Annotated in this window: 13 protein-coding genes and 2 pseudogenes; 6 read left to right on the top strand and 9 right to left on the bottom strand. The window is 60.8% G+C overall.

Features of this window, described 5'->3' with window-relative positions:
- Positions 1-125 precede the first annotated feature (125 nt).
- A pseudogene (locus tag NKH03_RS32305) lies at positions 126-422 on the bottom strand (helix-turn-helix domain-containing protein); the annotation flags it as partial.
- Between the two features lie 126 nt (positions 423-548).
- On the opposite strand from NKH03_RS32305, the gene NKH03_RS32300 reads away from it, so the two are divergent.
- Both NKH03_RS32300 and NKH03_RS35125 read left to right on the top strand, forming a co-directional pair.
- Positions 549-1160 (top strand): glutathione S-transferase family protein, encoded by a 612-nt coding sequence (locus NKH03_RS32300; protein ID WP_352972936.1) that lies wholly within the window; start codon positions 549-551, stop codon positions 1158-1160.
- A gap of 30 nt (positions 1161-1190) precedes the next feature.
- Positions 1191-1475 (top strand): putative antibiotic biosynthesis monooxygenase, encoded by a 285-nt coding sequence (locus NKH03_RS35125; RefSeq protein ID WP_502910876.1) that lies wholly within the window; start codon positions 1191-1193, stop codon positions 1473-1475.
- A 253-nt stretch (positions 1476-1728) separates the two neighbouring features.
- Here NKH03_RS35125 and NKH03_RS32295 read toward each other — a convergent pair.
- The 5 genes and pseudogenes from NKH03_RS32295 to NKH03_RS32275 form a co-directional block, all read right to left on the bottom strand.
- Positions 1729-2088: pseudogene (locus NKH03_RS32295) on the bottom strand (Arm DNA-binding domain-containing protein); the annotation flags it as partial.
- Positions 2089-2406: 318 nt separating this feature from the next.
- Complete coding sequence (gene guaA / locus NKH03_RS32290) at positions 2407-3969, bottom strand: glutamine-hydrolyzing GMP synthase (RefSeq protein ID WP_352972934.1); 1563 nt, start codon at positions 3967-3969, stop codon at positions 2407-2409.
- Positions 3970-4120: 151 nt separating this feature from the next.
- Positions 4121-4756, bottom strand: coding sequence for a 5'-methylthioadenosine/S-adenosylhomocysteine nucleosidase (locus NKH03_RS32285; RefSeq protein ID WP_352972931.1), 636 nt, complete (start codon positions 4754-4756; stop codon positions 4121-4123).
- A gap of 4 nt (positions 4757-4760) precedes the next feature.
- Positions 4761-5219 (bottom strand): PaaI family thioesterase, encoded by a 459-nt coding sequence (locus NKH03_RS32280; protein ID WP_352866618.1) that lies wholly within the window; start codon positions 5217-5219, stop codon positions 4761-4763.
- A gap of 140 nt (positions 5220-5359) precedes the next feature.
- Positions 5360-6649, bottom strand: coding sequence for an RsmB/NOP family class I SAM-dependent RNA methyltransferase (locus NKH03_RS32275; RefSeq protein ID WP_352972929.1), 1290 nt, complete (start codon positions 6647-6649; stop codon positions 5360-5362).
- 316 nt (positions 6650-6965) lie between these two features.
- Here NKH03_RS32275 and NKH03_RS32270 point away from each other — a divergent pair, with 316 nt between their 5' ends.
- Positions 6966-7643 (top strand): aquaporin, encoded by a 678-nt coding sequence (locus NKH03_RS32270; protein ID WP_352972927.1) that lies wholly within the window; start codon positions 6966-6968, stop codon positions 7641-7643.
- Positions 7644-7772: 129 nt separating this feature from the next.
- Here NKH03_RS32270 and NKH03_RS32265 read toward each other — a convergent pair whose 3' ends face one another.
- Positions 7773-8297 (bottom strand): DUF8737 domain-containing protein, encoded by a 525-nt coding sequence (locus NKH03_RS32265; protein ID WP_352879487.1) that lies wholly within the window; start codon positions 8295-8297, stop codon positions 7773-7775.
- A 101-nt stretch (positions 8298-8398) separates the two neighbouring features.
- Between NKH03_RS32265 and NKH03_RS32260 the strand changes: the two genes are divergently transcribed.
- The 3 genes from NKH03_RS32260 to NKH03_RS32250 all read left to right on the top strand — a co-directional run bounded on the left by NKH03_RS32260 (position 8399) and on the right by NKH03_RS32250 (position 11052).
- Positions 8399-9307, top strand: coding sequence for a LysR substrate-binding domain-containing protein (locus tag NKH03_RS32260; protein ID WP_352972924.1), 909 nt, complete (start codon positions 8399-8401; stop codon positions 9305-9307).
- 411 nt (positions 9308-9718) lie between these two features.
- A complete protein-coding gene (locus NKH03_RS32255; RefSeq protein WP_352972922.1) occupies positions 9719-10357 on the top strand; it encodes a hypothetical protein in 639 nt (212 codons plus the stop codon).
- On the top strand, positions 10354-11052 hold the full coding sequence (locus NKH03_RS32250; protein ID WP_352972919.1) for a hypothetical protein: 699 nt from the start codon (positions 10354-10356) through the stop codon (positions 11050-11052). The genes NKH03_RS32255 and NKH03_RS32250 overlap by 4 nt, the downstream gene beginning before the upstream one ends.
- 363 nt (positions 11053-11415) lie before the next feature.
- On the opposite strand, the gene NKH03_RS32245 is transcribed toward NKH03_RS32250, so the two are convergent.
- Complete coding sequence (locus tag NKH03_RS32245; protein ID WP_352972917.1) at positions 11416-12462, bottom strand: calcium:cation antiporter; 1047 nt, start codon at positions 12460-12462, stop codon at positions 11416-11418.
- A gap of 99 nt (positions 12463-12561) precedes the next feature.
- Positions 12562-14334, bottom strand: a complete 1773-nt coding sequence (locus tag NKH03_RS32240) for an AMP-binding protein (protein WP_352972914.1) — start codon at positions 14332-14334, stop codon at positions 12562-12564.
- Between the last annotated feature and the right edge of the window lie 230 nt (positions 14335-14564).

The following is a 14564-nucleotide window of genomic DNA, read 5'->3' as shown; positions in this document are numbered from 1 at the left end:
AGCCGTGGCACGCTGATCAGCCCGGCCCCATGCCGGAGAACGCGGCGACCAAGCCGTCAGCTACACCACTTCCTGGGACACGATCGAGGAAACTCGGCACTTTCAGCGCCATCCGCAAATGTCTCACGGCCAGCCAGTGCAAAAAGGTGCTCCCGTTCGGCTCGGTCGAGGCGAAGTCCTCGCGCCAATCGATGGAGGAAATCATCCGATACTGCTATGTCGCGTCCCTGCTCGAACCAAGTGTACCACGTCAAACCGACACCAGCCAACGCGGCGACTTCCTCACGACGAAGGCCTCTGGTTCGACGGCGGCGCACCTGCGGCAAGCCAAGCGATTCAGGCGAAGTGCGTTCGCGACATTGGCGGATGAAGTCCGACAGCGCCTGTCTGGCCGGCACACGCGTTAAACGATCAGACGCCACGTCTCACCTCGCAAAGCATCACTTTAGTAATAGCATAAAAGCTCCGTTGTAACACGATAAATTTGCCCGTAGATTTCTGAGACATGGCTAGTGATCGAATTGCCCAAGGTCGGAAGGTTGGATGGTATGCTGCTCTACCAGTTTCAAAGGGGGACAAATCCTCGGCGCGTTATCATTTACCTGAACGAAAAAGGGATCGACGTTCCGCGATATGAACTCGATTACGCGGGAGGGGAGCACAAGTCGCGTGAATACCTCGCGATCAATCCCAGCGGACGAGCCCCGACACTCGTGACGGATCAGGGTATGCCGATCACAGACTCGGCTGCCATAGTCGAGTATCTGGAGGAGTTGTATCCCGACACGCCAATGATGGGGACAGATCCGGTTTCCCGAGCGAAAGTGCGCTCGCTTGAGCGCCTGGGAACTGATCTGGTGGTCCGGTCTCAGCTTTGGCTGTGGAACGTTACTCAATCCTTTCCCGCCAAGGAGCCGTCGCCATCACCGGAGGTTGCTGCCAAACTCTTTGGGTATGTCACCGAAATACTGGATGTCCTGGAGGTGACGATCGGAGATAACGAGTTTCTGGCAGGAGATAGGCCTACGATCGCGGACTGCACGGTATTTTCAATTTTTCAAACATGCCGGGAGAGGTTCGACCAACCCTTCGGCTCCGCCCATCCGCGCCTTGACGCCTGGTACAAGAAGTTTCGCCAGCGACCGAGCGCCGAATACTAAGGGGTTAGTGATTTGAACAAGCCCAAGGCTATGACCTGCGATTTGAATAATCTGAAGGCATGCGACGGCCCCGTCGTCGCTCCGATCAGACCATCTAAAATCAGAATGACAGTCGTCATGATTGTATTCGTCTACCCGATCGTGACACTCCTGCTCTACGCATTGAGTCCGCTGGCCGACAACTGGGCTGTGTGGCATCGAACACTGGTTCTAACGCCGATCACAGTAAGCCTAATTGTCTTTGTTGTGAGCCCGTTGATAGCAAAACACTTCGACTGGTTCCTGCGGCCTCGCTCAGCGCCGTGGAGTCGGTAAAGGCGGAGAGCTCCGGCATCAGCCGTCTATAATGCGCCTTCCGACTGATCCTCTCAGAGGACGGCGCGAACACACTCCTCTGAGGCCGAACCTAATCCCGAGAAACAACCCGCCCGGTGCCTGGAGGTGGACGATGAAGTCGGCCAAAGCGAGCCATCGGCAAACACGAGCAGCATTAAGGATGCCCGGGAACGCATGCCAAATATGTCTCTCGACCTTCGATACCTTCGTTACGCGATGATCGCGGCCGAGCACGGGGAGCTTTCGCCGCGTCGCTCATGCGCGACTCCTGGGAACCACTTCTCGCCGAACTCGCCGAACCGCTTCGCCTCCTTCAGTCGCCGCTTGTCGTGCTGCTTCTCTTGAGCAGGCGACCGTCCCTCTGAAATGGCCCGCTTCGCGTCGATCAGCTTCTCGCGAGCCCTGGCAAGCGAGAGGCCATCGGGGCCGTATCGGCCGAGCGTCAGGGTCTCGCGACGTCCGTTGAGGCGGTAGTCGTACCGGAACACGATCGCCCCGACGGCTGCACTACAACGTACATACCGTCACGATCGCTCACCTTGTACAATTTCTTCTGTGATCTCAGCGCCTTAATCGCTGTGTCAGTTAGCATGAGGGCCTCCAAAAACCGTTCAAAAACTGGAGAGAGGCACCGATTATACCGTCAGGCCAAAATAGGCGATGCTGGAAGCATAAATCCCTTTTGGAATCAGCCTGTTAATACCAAAAATAATACCGTCAGCAGCTCTCTTAGCCATGACGGTATAGCGAACTCCAGATCGAACAAGTTTCCCCATACCGTCTGCTATACCGTCAAATCGAAGCACTGCCCCTCGATAGACGGCAATAGATGCCGTCACGATTATCGTTATGTTTCAATGCCTTAAGGCGTACCAGAGCGTACAAACGGATACCGCCGGACGGGCAAAAATCACTCCCACTCAATCGTTCCCGGCGGCTTCGAGGTGACGTCGTAGACGACGCGGTTGATGCCGCGGACTTCGTTGATGATGCGGGTGGCGGCTGCGCCGAGGAAGGCCATGTCATAGTGGTAGAAATCCGCCGTCATGCCATCGACCGAGGTGACGGCGCGCAGGGCGCAGACGAATTCGTAGGTGCGGCCATCGCCCATCACGCCGACGGTCTGAACCGGCAACAGCACGGCGAAGGCCTGCCAGATGGCGTCATAGAGGCCGGCCTTGCGGATCTCGTCGAGATAGATGGCGTCGGCCTCGCGCAGGATCTCTAGCTTTTCGCGGGTGATGCCACCGGGGCAGCGGATGGCGAGACCCGGACCTGGGAATGGATGCCGGCCGATGAAGCTTTCGGGCAGGCCGAGCTCCTTGCCGAGCGCCCTCACCTCGTCCTTGAACAGTTCGCGCAGCGGCTCGACCAGTTGCATGTTCATGCGCGCGGGCAGGCCGCCGACATTGTGGTGCGATTTGATCGTCACCGACGGGCCGCCCGTGAAGGAGACGCTTTCGATGACGTCGGGATAGAGCGTGCCTTGCGCCAGGAATTCGGCGCCGCCGAGTTTCTTGGCCTCCTCCTCGAACACCTCGATGAACAGCCGGCCGATGGTCTTGCGCTTTTTCTCCGGGTCAGACTCGCCCTCCAGGGCGTCGATGAAACGGTCCGATGCGTTCACCAGAATGAGCGGCAAATTGTAGTGCTCGCGGAACATCGCCACCACGCCCGCGGCCTCGTCCTTGCGCATCAGGCCGTGGTCGACAAGAATGCAAGTCAGCTGGTCGCCGACCGCCTCGTGGATCAACAGCGCGGCGACCGAGGAGTCGACGCCGCCCGACAGCGCGCAGATGACCTTGCCCTTGCCGACCTGCTTGCGAATGGCCTCGACCGCGTGCTCGCGGTAGGCGCGCATGGTCCAGTCGCCCTCGATGCCGGCGATGTTGTGGACGAAGTTGCGCAGCAGCCGGGCGCCATCGGGCGTGTGCACCACCTCGGGATGGAACATGATGCCGTACATCTTGCGCTCGATATTGCCGAAGATGGCGAAGGGCGAGCCTTCCGACTTGCCGAACACTTCGAACCCCTGGGGCAAGGAGATGACGCGGTCGCCGTGGCTCATCCACACCTGGTGGCGCTGGCCGGGCGCCCACAGGCCCTCGAACAGCGGGCTGTCCTTTTCGATCTCGACGAAGGCGCGGCCGAATTCGCGATGGTCGGAGCTTTCGGCGACGCCGCCCATCTGCACGCATATGGCCATCTGGCCATAGCAGATGCCGAGCACCGGCACGCCGGCGTCGAAGACGATCCGCGGCGCGCGCGGACTGCCGATATCGCCGGTCGAAGCCGGGCCGCCGGACAGGATGACAGCCTTCGGATTGATGCGCTTGAACGCCGCTTCGGCCGACTGGAACGGCACAATCTCGGAAAACACTCCGGCCTCGCGGACGCGGCGGGCGATGAGCTGGGTAAACTGGCTGCCGAAATCGACAATCAGGACGGTGTCGGGATGATTGGCTGTTTTCATGGCGAGCGTTTAGAGAAAGAAATGAGTCGGCGCAATGGGTGCGAGGCCTAGCTGTCACTTCGATTCCACGACTTCACCTTCAGCGCCAGCGTCTTCATCCATTGCAGCAGCCTCTCCGGCCGCAAGCTTGGCGGCTTGATCCGATTTGCGGTCAGGCGCCGAGCAGACCGTGGCGGATTGCCTGTTCCAGCAGCCCGACCGCCCCGGCCAGCTTCTCGTCGATGACGTGCAGATATTCGGTCCAGTCGTTGACGTGCCGCAGATCAGCCGCGCCGTCGGAGATGCCGCGCAGTCCGATCAGCGGCACATCGAACAACTGGCAGGCGCGCAGGCAAGCGAAGGTCTCCATGTCGACCATGTCGGCGGCGATCGCATCATAAGCCGCGCCGGTGACGATCGCGCCGCCGGTCGACAGCGTCGCCTCCCTGATTTCAGGAATTTTGAACGGCAGTGGCACCGTCACCGGCAGATCGAGAAACGGCGTCGCCCCTTTCTCGAAACCGAGCGGCGAGGCGTCGATGTCGCGATAGCTGACCGACACCGCCTGGTAGATTTCCGTCTGCTCCAGCGTCCGGCTGCCGGCCGAGCCGAGCGACACGACGAGGTCCGGCAGCGCCTTCCGCGACTTCAGCCAGGAGAGTTCGGCGCCCAGCCTGACGCCGGCCTCGACCGGCCCGACACCGGTCATCAGCGGCGTGAACAGTTGCTTGAGGTGCGGGCCGTATTCGGCCTGTGCCGCCATGACGAAGAGGACGCCCTTGCCGCCTAGTCGCGCAACGTTGCCCATCGGATCACCCTTCAATGCCGTCCCGCCCGACCACCGTCATCATCGTTCCGGTCATCGTCGCAATCAGCTTGGCTTCGCCGTCGGCGGCGAAGGCATAGGCCTGGCCGTCGGCAACGATGATGGTGCGGCCGGGTTTGGTCACGGAGCCGCGGAACAGGAAGCGCTCGCCTCGGCCCGGCGCCAGCAGATTGACCTTGAACTCGATGGTCAGCACGCCTGAGTTTTCCGGCATCAGCGAAAACGCCGCATAGCCGCAAGCCGAGTCCAGCGCGGTCGAAATGACGCCGGCATGGAGAAAACCGTGCTGCTGGGTGAGCGCCGCCGAATAAGGCATCTCGATCTCGATGATACCGGGTGTCACCAGCGTCAGTTCGGCGCCGATCGTGGCCATCGCTTTCTGACGCGCGAAGGATGTCCTGACGCGGTCGTCATAGTCCGGGGCGGGTACGATCTTTGCTGCCATGGCCGCTGCTTTCCTTTATGCGGATAAGCTTATTGCAGAGGCATGGGCGGCAGGCAAACGCTTTTGCTGCACTGCAGCAATCGGTCTCGTCTGCCGGCAAGGGTTACGCATCCGCTGGGATTGGCGGTATCCAATGAGGTTCAGGCCGACCTGCGCAACGCACAGAAGTAAAACCCGTCGGTGCCGCTCAGCGCCGGCGACAGCGAGATGTCGCGTTTGGCACCGATGCGTGCGGCTGCCGCATGGCCGGGAAAACGGCCGTCCCAGAGCGCGCGATGATCGACCGGGACAAAACCGCTGTTGCGGTCGCGGAAGGCCGCGACCTGCTCGCCATTCTCCTCATCGAAGACCGAGCATGTGATGTAGACCAGCAGGCCGCCTGACTTGACATAGGCTTTGGCCGCATCGAGAATCACCGCTTGCTCACCCTTGCGGGCGTCGAGCTGTCTTTGCGTCAGCCGCCACTTGGCATCTGGACGGCGCCGCCAGGTACCGCTGCCGGTGCAGGGCGCATCGACCAGCACGATATCCATGTGGTTGCCGAGCGGGGCGAGTTCGGTCGGCTTGGTGACGATCTGGATATTGCGGTTTTCCGAACGACGGATGCGGTCGAAGATCGGCGCCAGCCGCGCCTTTTCGGCGTCGTGGGCGAAGATCTGGCCCGTATTGCCCATCGAAGCCGACAGCGCCAGCGTCTTGCCGCCGGCGCCGGCGCAGAAATCCAGCACCTGCATGCCGGCTTCGGCCCCGGCAAGGGCGGCCGCCACTTGCGAGCCTTCGTCCTGGACCTCGAACCAGCCTTTCTGGAACGCCGGCTCGGCCTGGACGTTCGGGTGCCTGCCGTCGCCGTCGATCGGCGGGATGCGGATACCGTGCGGGGCGATGGCGGCGGGTTTCGCGCCGGTTCCCGACAGTTCGGCCAGCACCTTGTCGCGATTGGCCTGCAACGTATTGACCCTGAGATCGAGCGGCGGGCGTGTCGCCAGCGCCGCTCCCTCGTCGACCCAAATGGGGCCAAAGGCTCGTTCGAAAAGCGGCGCGCACCAGTCGGGAACATCCGCCCGTACCGTGTCCGGCGCATCGGCAAGCCGGCGTTCGGCGATTGCCTGAAGCTCGGCGGCGGTCAGCAGCGGCGGTGCGAACTTGTCGCCATCGAGCGCGTCGTTAAGCGATTGTGCGGTCTGGCCCCATTCGAGCAGCAGGGCGCCGAAGCCGATGGCGCGCGGCGTGTCCTCGCCCAGCAGCCAGCCGGCGGAACGCTTGTGGCGCAAGGCATCATAGACGATGTTGCCGATTGCCGCGCGGTCACCGCCGCCGGCGAAGCGATGCGACAGGCCCCAATCCTTCAGCGCGTCCGCCACCGGCCGGTGGCGTCGGCCGATGTCTTCCAGCACTTCGATGGCCGCAGCCAGCCGTCCGCCCAGTCGCATTCGTCATTCCATCAAATCGAGCACGTGATCTTGGCCTGCTCTTAGAGCCTTTCGCGCCTGGATTGAACCCCGCTTCCGACTGGCGACGACGAGGTAATCCAAACCGAGACCAGCGAGCCAACCAGTATATGCCCTAAGCCGGCGGCAGCAGATCGATCAATAGATGAACGGTCTCTAATATTCGTGACCGGCGACTTCAAGCATGGCATGTGACGCAACCGCTCTGCTTCCCAAGTTTTTCAGTTGAGAATACTCTTGGCGCCATGATTCGCGGCGCGGAAAAGGCGGACCGGCGGATCGCTACGAGGAGAGGGCAATGAAAACTTATCTGGCGGAAGTTCTAGGCACATTTCTATTGGTGTTCATCGGTACGGCTTCTGTGGTGACGGGCGGCTTCGGCGGTGCGCTGCCGCTTGGCCAGGAAGGCATCGGTCTGGCGTTCGGCATCGGCCTCATTGCGGCGGCCTATGCGATCGGCCCGATTTCGGGCGCGCATCTCAATCCGGCGGTGACGCTCGGCGTCTTCCTTGCCGGCCGGCTGCCGGCCAAGGACGTCATCCCCTACTGGATCGCGCACGTCATCGGCGCCATCCTCGCCTCGCTGGCGTTGTGGATCATCGTCTCCGGCCAGACCGGCGGACACACTGGCGGCTTCGGCGCCAATGGCTGGGACGTGACGAAATGGGGCGTCAGCTCGGCGTTCCTGTGGGAAGTGATCGGCACCTTCACCTTCGTCACGGTGATCCTGGGCGTCACGGCTGAAAAGCACTCGACGGCCTTTGCCGGGCTGGTCATTGGCCTGACGCTGGCAGGATTGCATTTCGCCATCATCCCGGTGACCGGCACGTCGCTCAACCCGGCCCGCTCGATCGGCCCGGCGCTGTTTTCGGGAACTGCCGCGATCGGCCAGCTCTGGCTCTTCATCGTCGCACCGTTGATCGGCGGCGCCATCGCCGGCGTCGTCGCCAAGGCGCGCATCTTCGAGAAGGACTGAGCTTCGAAAGGCTGAACGAGAAAAAGGCGCGGGCCCGGGTCCGCGCCTTTTTCCTTGGTGGATGCTCTTGCCGTCAAAGGCACAGTGGGGCCGGTGGTCGTTAGGACCCGAAACGGACCTCCGGATGCTCTATGAAACAGCCGCATCGTCTGCAATGGCTCCGGTCGCGTTCTGGTGAGGACGCAGCAGAAAATAGAATGCGGCGATGTGCGTGATCATCAGCAGCGGCACGTAGATGATCGGGATCGCGTAGGCGGCGCCCAGTTGTTCCGCGTGCGCGGGGAGGCCGACCTGGATGGCGTGGTAATAATCGACGACGAGCTCGGCCATTCCGACAAGGTTGAAGGCGACGACGAGCGGCCAGAAGAGCGGTGGTATCCTCACCGTGAGCAGCGCCAGCATCGCCAGCACCCCTGTCGCGAAGTCGCCATAGGCGGCGAACACGGCGAAGCCGGCCGGCAGATCGCGGCTAACGACGCCCGGCAGGATGAACACGAGGCCAAAGAAGCGGAAGCTGTGCAGGGTGGCGATCGCACGTTGCGCGGCGACCCGGTCCATTGAGCTCAGCCACGGCAGACCATATGCGCCAAAGCAAAGCAGCCACGCGACGTAGCCTAGAACGAGATGGGTCTGGAACAGCATTTCCGTGGACATTTGGCCTCCTGTCAACAGCTGGTTCACGCAGCCTCCCAGCCAGTCGGTTACCTCTAAGCCAGCTTTCATAGTTCGACTAGCCGGTGTAATCATCACAACCTATGAAGCACAACTACACAGTTCGACACGGTGCGCTGGAGGGCGTCGAGGTGTTCCTGGCCGTCGCCAGGCGCCGCAACTTCCGCCGTGCCGCCGCCGATCTCGGCGTGACGCCGTCGGCCGTGAGCCAAGCGGTACGCACGCTGGAGGCCCGCACGGGTGCGGCGCTGTTCGTGCGCACGACGCGGAGCGTCGGTTTGACCGAGGCCGGTCAGCGGTTCCTCGACCGTGCGGGCCCTGCCTTCGAGGAACTCGTCGCGGCAGGCGAAGCCGCGCGTGACCTCGGCCAACGGCCGACCGGGTTGCTGCGCCTGTCCGTACCCCGCGCCGTCGTGCCGTTGATCCTTGAGCCGATGATCGCGTCTTTCTGCCGAACCTATCCCGAGATCGAACTGGAGATCGCCGCAAGCGACGAAATGGTCGATCTCGCCACCGGCGGGTTCGATGCCGGCATCCGCCTCGGCCAGTTCATCGCGCCCGATATGGTCGCTGTGCGGCTGACGCCGTCGTTCCCGTTCGTGGTTGTCGGCAGTCCGGACTATCTCGAGCGCCACGGCAGCCCCGAGCGTGTGGACGACTTGCGCCACCACGCCTGCCTGCGATTGCGCCGCTCGAACGGCGCCATCGCGCCCTGGTCCTTCGTTGACGGCAACGAGGCAATCGAGGCGGTGGTCTCCGGCCCGCTGATCGCGCACGACTATCCGACACTGCTTGGGGCCGCGATGCAGGGCATTGGGCTGGCACAGACGCCGCGACCCGTCGCCGAAGGTCCGATAGCCCAAGGAAAACTCAGATCGGTGCTGGACGGCGTCGCCGCCACGACGCCGGGCGTCTTCCTCTATCATCCCGGCAAGCGCCAGATCCTGCCGAAGCTGCGCGCCTTGATCGATCACCTCAAATCCGGCGCGTGAGCGTCTCGGTGACCGGCGGCACTCGCGTCGCGGCGAGACGATGGGCCAGACCGTTGCGGCGATCGCGACATTTGCCTATCATTGCCTGGGTTCAGGCGCATGCTGAAGCGACAAACTCTGCTCCGGAGGTCTCTGGCTGCATGAGCCGAAATTCCGTCATCTCCCCCTGGGTTGGAACATGCAATCTTCCGTCTGCGACGTCCTGGTTTGTACGGTCGCCACCGCGACGAGGTGATGCGCTTACTTCGGTTCTCCAGTGCTGTCATGCACGAGTAAATTCACATCCAATTATAGAGTTGCCACATGATACCAATCTACATTGGGTATGATCCACGCGAAGCCCGAGTCCTGGACGTAGCGCGATGGAGCGCCTACCGGCGGACAAGTACGCCATTGCAGATACGGCCACTCGTGCTCAAAGACCTTGAAGCCAAAGGAATCATGAAGCGACCGATGGAGGTACGTGATGGTAGGCTCTGGTGCCCGATTTCCGAGGCACCGATGGCGACGGAGTTTGCCATATCGCGCTTTGCAGTTCCGTTTGTGCGGCAAGGCGGCTGGGCCATGTTCTGCGATTGTGACGTCCTGTTTCTAAAGGATCCGGTCAAGCTGCTCGACCTGGTCGATCCTTCCTACGCGATCATGGCGGTTAAGCACCAGCAACGAGAATCCGAAGCGGTCAAGATGGACGGACAAACGCAGACGTTCTATCGCCGCAAAAACTGGTCATCGGTCGTTTTGTGGAATCTAGATCATCCCGCCAACAAACGGCTGACCAACGAAATGCTTAACACGTGGCCCGGGCGTGACCTCCACGCCTTCAAATGGCTTGAGGACCATGAGATCGGGGAATTGCCTCTCGCATGGAACTACCTCGTTGGGGCTTCGGCTTCCGAACTCGACCCCGCCGATGTCTCGCTGGCGCACTATACGCTCGGCGGCCCTTGGTTTGCGGACTGGCCCGGCGCCACGCACTGGGACGAATTGTGGAGCCGAGAAGAGAGCATTCTGCGTGCGTTTGAGGAACATGCGGTTCAGATTCCCGCATGAAAACTCCGCTTTCGAATCTGTTGCCAGTCTTCACAAAGCCAATTCTTCGCTTGCCCAGCGTCACGGGTCCCGCCTTGGTAATGGGGTCGGCGCCGAATTTTCGCCTCCCGGAGGGACATAATGCCGATTGGGCACTTGTGACTGTCAATGCTTCCCAGCTTTTGGCGGAAACCTTTAGCCTCCCCGTTCCTGATATCGCCCTGATCCGCCGCGGCATTTTAGTCGGCGAGGGCGAGCAGGATTATTACAAGCGTGATTTGTTAAAAGGACGGCGGGCAAAGCATCTGATCATCCCGGTTTGGCCGGACGTCGAGGACAAGCTGAAAGCTGGTTGTCGCACCTTCAACTATGGTTATGACACCTTGCAGGCGCTTACCAAATGGCAGCTTGCCAACATCGTCTGGCGGCTCAGCGGCAAATATCATGTGTCCCGCGGTTGGCACCGGAAAATCTCCACCGGAGCCTTCGCGATCATGCTGGCGCGGTTCGCCGGTTTCGCTCCTGTTGTCGTCAGCGGGTTTTCCCTGTCCCAAGCCGGGCATGGGTACGACAGCCGAAATGCCTTTCGGTATCATGCCGACGAAGATGCGGCTTTGCTTCGACGGGTGGTGAGAAGAGGTGAGCCGATCTACGCCGAGGATAGAGACTTCGCCGCAGAAAGTGGATTGCCCTTGTGGCAGGGACAAATGCGATGATGGGCCGGGCGACGACAATGGCCAAGGACTTGAGGCCACGTCTTTGAGCTGCATTTACCTTTGCATGTTATCGGAAAGGCACCGTTCACAGCGAAAGACAGTGGGATATCTTAGGAGGCTCGCAATATGGCGGACCGTCCCGAATTTTAAACGAGGGTGACCTTGCTTCGGTGTTGAGAGATATCCCTTAGCCGAAACCGTGAGCCCGCGCGCTGGTGCCACCAATGACCAACCTTACCCGCCTTTCGTCAGTTCGACGTGCTGAATATCTCGACGGCTGATCGGCTGCAAATCAAGTCCATTCTCGTTACGTTATTCAGACGAGATACATCGGTCCGCGACCACGGTGCAACGATTAAGCTTTCATGGTATAAATATCAGAAATACGTAAGTAAAAAATAATACAAGATGGACCATGCCGGTCAGGAATGTCGTTCTTTCATTGCTAAAGCTTACGCTACATATGAAAAGCGCCAAAATCAAAAGCACTGTGTCGGTCGCCGGGAGCCCCAGGGTCAAACCCCTTCCCGTCAGCAGGCTGGCGGCCGCGACCGCAGGTATTGTCAAACCAATTGTAGCGCAAGCCGAACCCATCGCGACATTCAAGCCGCGCTGCAGCTCATTGTTGAGTGAAGCACGAACCGCCGAAATGGCCTCTGGCATCAAAACCAACCCCGCGATCAATGCTCCCACAATAGCGTCAGCTTGGGTCACCTGGTAGGTAACGAGCGCATCTTCAACGCTTGCGGCGACTTGCTCGGCGAGCATGACAATTCCGATCAGCCCGATTAACAGGAGCAGAGCGCTGGCAGAGATGCTTTCGTGCGGGGCGGTTCGCATCGAAACATCGTGTGCTTGTCCTTCGATGAAGTCGTCGCGATGCCGGACAGTCTGCGCGAACACGAAACCTGCATAGAGCAGCACTGAAAGTACGCTCACGAAACCAAGTTGGGCTGCTGAAAATGTGCCCGGCTCCGTAGTTCGTGTGTAGGTCGGCAGAATAAGCGTCATGACGGTCAGCGCGGCCAGAACCGCCAGATATGCGCTGGTCCCTTGTCGAACGATTGCCTGCTTGCGATGGCGCCAGCCGCCAAGCGTGAGACACGTGCCGACAACGCCGGTGGATGTAATCATCACCGTCGAGAAGACGGACTCACGTGCAAGCGTAGGATTGTTCTCTCCATGCAGCATCATGGAAACGATGATCGACACTTCGATTGCCGTCACGGCAAAAGTCAGCACCAACGTACCGTAAGGCTCCCCTACTCGCCGAGCTACCGCTTCGGCGTGGTCGAGCACCACGAAAATGGTGATAAACATGATCGCACTCGAAAGCGCTCCGACGAGGATCTTGACGCTCGGCGAACCTTCGTCCACCGACAGCCCGCTGGCTCTGACTGCGACAGCCATCACCAAGGCGGCCAACGGCATCGCATAAGAAGTCACCGATCGCGCGAAACACTCATGCAAGCCCTGTGTGTTTCTGCGAACCTTGCGGAAAGCCTATACTCACGCCGTCCTCTGCGTCACCAACCCAAGTTCCTCGATCATCGCATTGCGCATCAAAAACTTCTGCGGCTTGCCGGTCACCGTCATCGGCAATTCGGTTCGGAAGCGGATATGGCGCGGGATCTTGTAGTGGGCGATTTGGCCGGCGCAGAAGTTTTTGATTTCCTGCTCGGTGACGATTTGGCCGGGTTTGAGCACGATCCAGGCGCACAGTTCCTCACCGTATTTGGCGTCGGGAATGCCAAATACCTGCACTTCCTTGACCTTGGGATGGCGGTAGAGGAATTCCTCGACTTCGCGCGGGTAGACGTTCTCGCCACCGCGGATGACCATGTCCTTGACCCGGCCGACGATGTTGCAATAGCCCTCGGCGTCGATGGTGGCGAGGTCGCCGGTGTGCATCCAGCCGTCGGCGTCGATCGCCTCGCGGGTCTTCTCCTCGTCGTCCCAGTAGCCCTTCATCACGGAATACCCACGTGTGCAAAGCTCGCCCGGCGCGCCGACGGCGACGGTGGCGCCATCGGCATCGACCGCCTTGACCTCGACATGCGGGTGGACGCGCCCGACCGTCGAAACGCGCTTTTCCAGCGGGTCATCGACGCCGCTCTGGAACGAGACCGGGCTGGTCTCGGTCATGCCATAGGCGATGGTCACCTGTTCCATGTGCATCAGCGACACCACCTTCTTCATCACCTCGATCGGGCATGGCGAGCCGGCCATGATGCCGGTGCGCAGGCTGGAGAGATCGAAAGATGAAAAGTCCGGGTGATCGAGCAGCGCGACGAACATGGTCGGCACACCATAGAGCCCGGTGCAGCGTTCCTGAGCCACCGCCTTCAGCGTGGCGCCCGGGTCGAACCCCTCTCCCGGGAAAACCATGGTGGCGCCCTTCGACACGCAGCCTATCGTGCCCATCGACATGCCGAAGCAGTGATAGAGCGGCACCGGGATGCAGAGCCGGTCGTCGACGGTCAGTTTGATCGCCGAGGTGACGAAATTGCCGTTGTTGACGATGTTGTTGTGGGTCAGCGTCGCGCCCTTGGGGGCTCCTGTCGTGCCTGACGTGAACTGGATGTTGATGGCCTCGCCCGGCTTAAGCCCCTCCGAGATGCGATCGAGGCTGTCATGCTCGTCGCGGCCTGCCATGGCCAGCACATCACCGAAATTGAACATGCCGGGTGAGTTGTCCTCGCCCATGCGGATGACGATCTTCAACGCCTGCAGTTTTTGCGCCTCGAGTTTGCCGGGCGTGGCCTTCGCGATCTCCGGCGCCAGCGTCTCGATCATGCCGAGATAATCCGATGTCTTGAATTTGGCCGCCGTGACCAGCGCCTTGCAGCCGACCTTGTTCAGCGCGTAGTCCAGTTCGGTCAGCCGGTAGGCCGGGTTGATGTTGACCAGGATCAGGCCGATGCGGGCGGTGGCGAATTGCGTCACCAGCCATTCCCATCGGTTGGGCGACCAGATGCCGACGCGATCGCCCTTTTCCAGGCCAAGTGCCAGGAAGCCGGCGGCCAGCGCGTCGACCGTGTCCGACAGTTCGCTCCAGGTGAAGCGCTTGTCCTGGTCGACGAAGACGGCGGCATCTTGCGTGGCATATTTGCTGGCAGTGTCGGAAAACAGCGCGGGGATCGTCTTGTTCAGCAGCGGCACGGTGCGCTCGCCGGAGACATGCGCCTTGCCGTCGACGGGCGCTACGAAGACACCGCCATTGCGCGATCCATGTCCGCGCAAATTGCTGGCATTCTTCAGCTCGTCGAGATTGACTGGCATCGCTCTCTCCTCCCGGCACTGGTCGAGCCTATCAGCCTGCCGCGACGGTGGAAATCCCGCCGATGGTACTGGACGATCCCCTCCCCCTTGAGGCTAGCGTGCGCACACATTTGCTTCGTGCTGTGGTCAAGTGTGAAGAAGCGAAGCCGGAAAATGGCTTGATGCGGTTGAATCGTATGTGATTCTGTAGCTGCCATTGTTGATTCTGGAGGTTTCGACGATGGCTTCGT

Source organism: Mesorhizobium sp. M1406 (genome assembly GCF_040317555.1).
In the GTDB taxonomy this organism is placed as follows: Bacteria; Pseudomonadota; Alphaproteobacteria; order Rhizobiales; family Rhizobiaceae; genus Mesorhizobium.
Note: the sequence above shows the minus strand (reverse complement) of the source record. Positions and strands in the feature narration are given on the sequence as shown.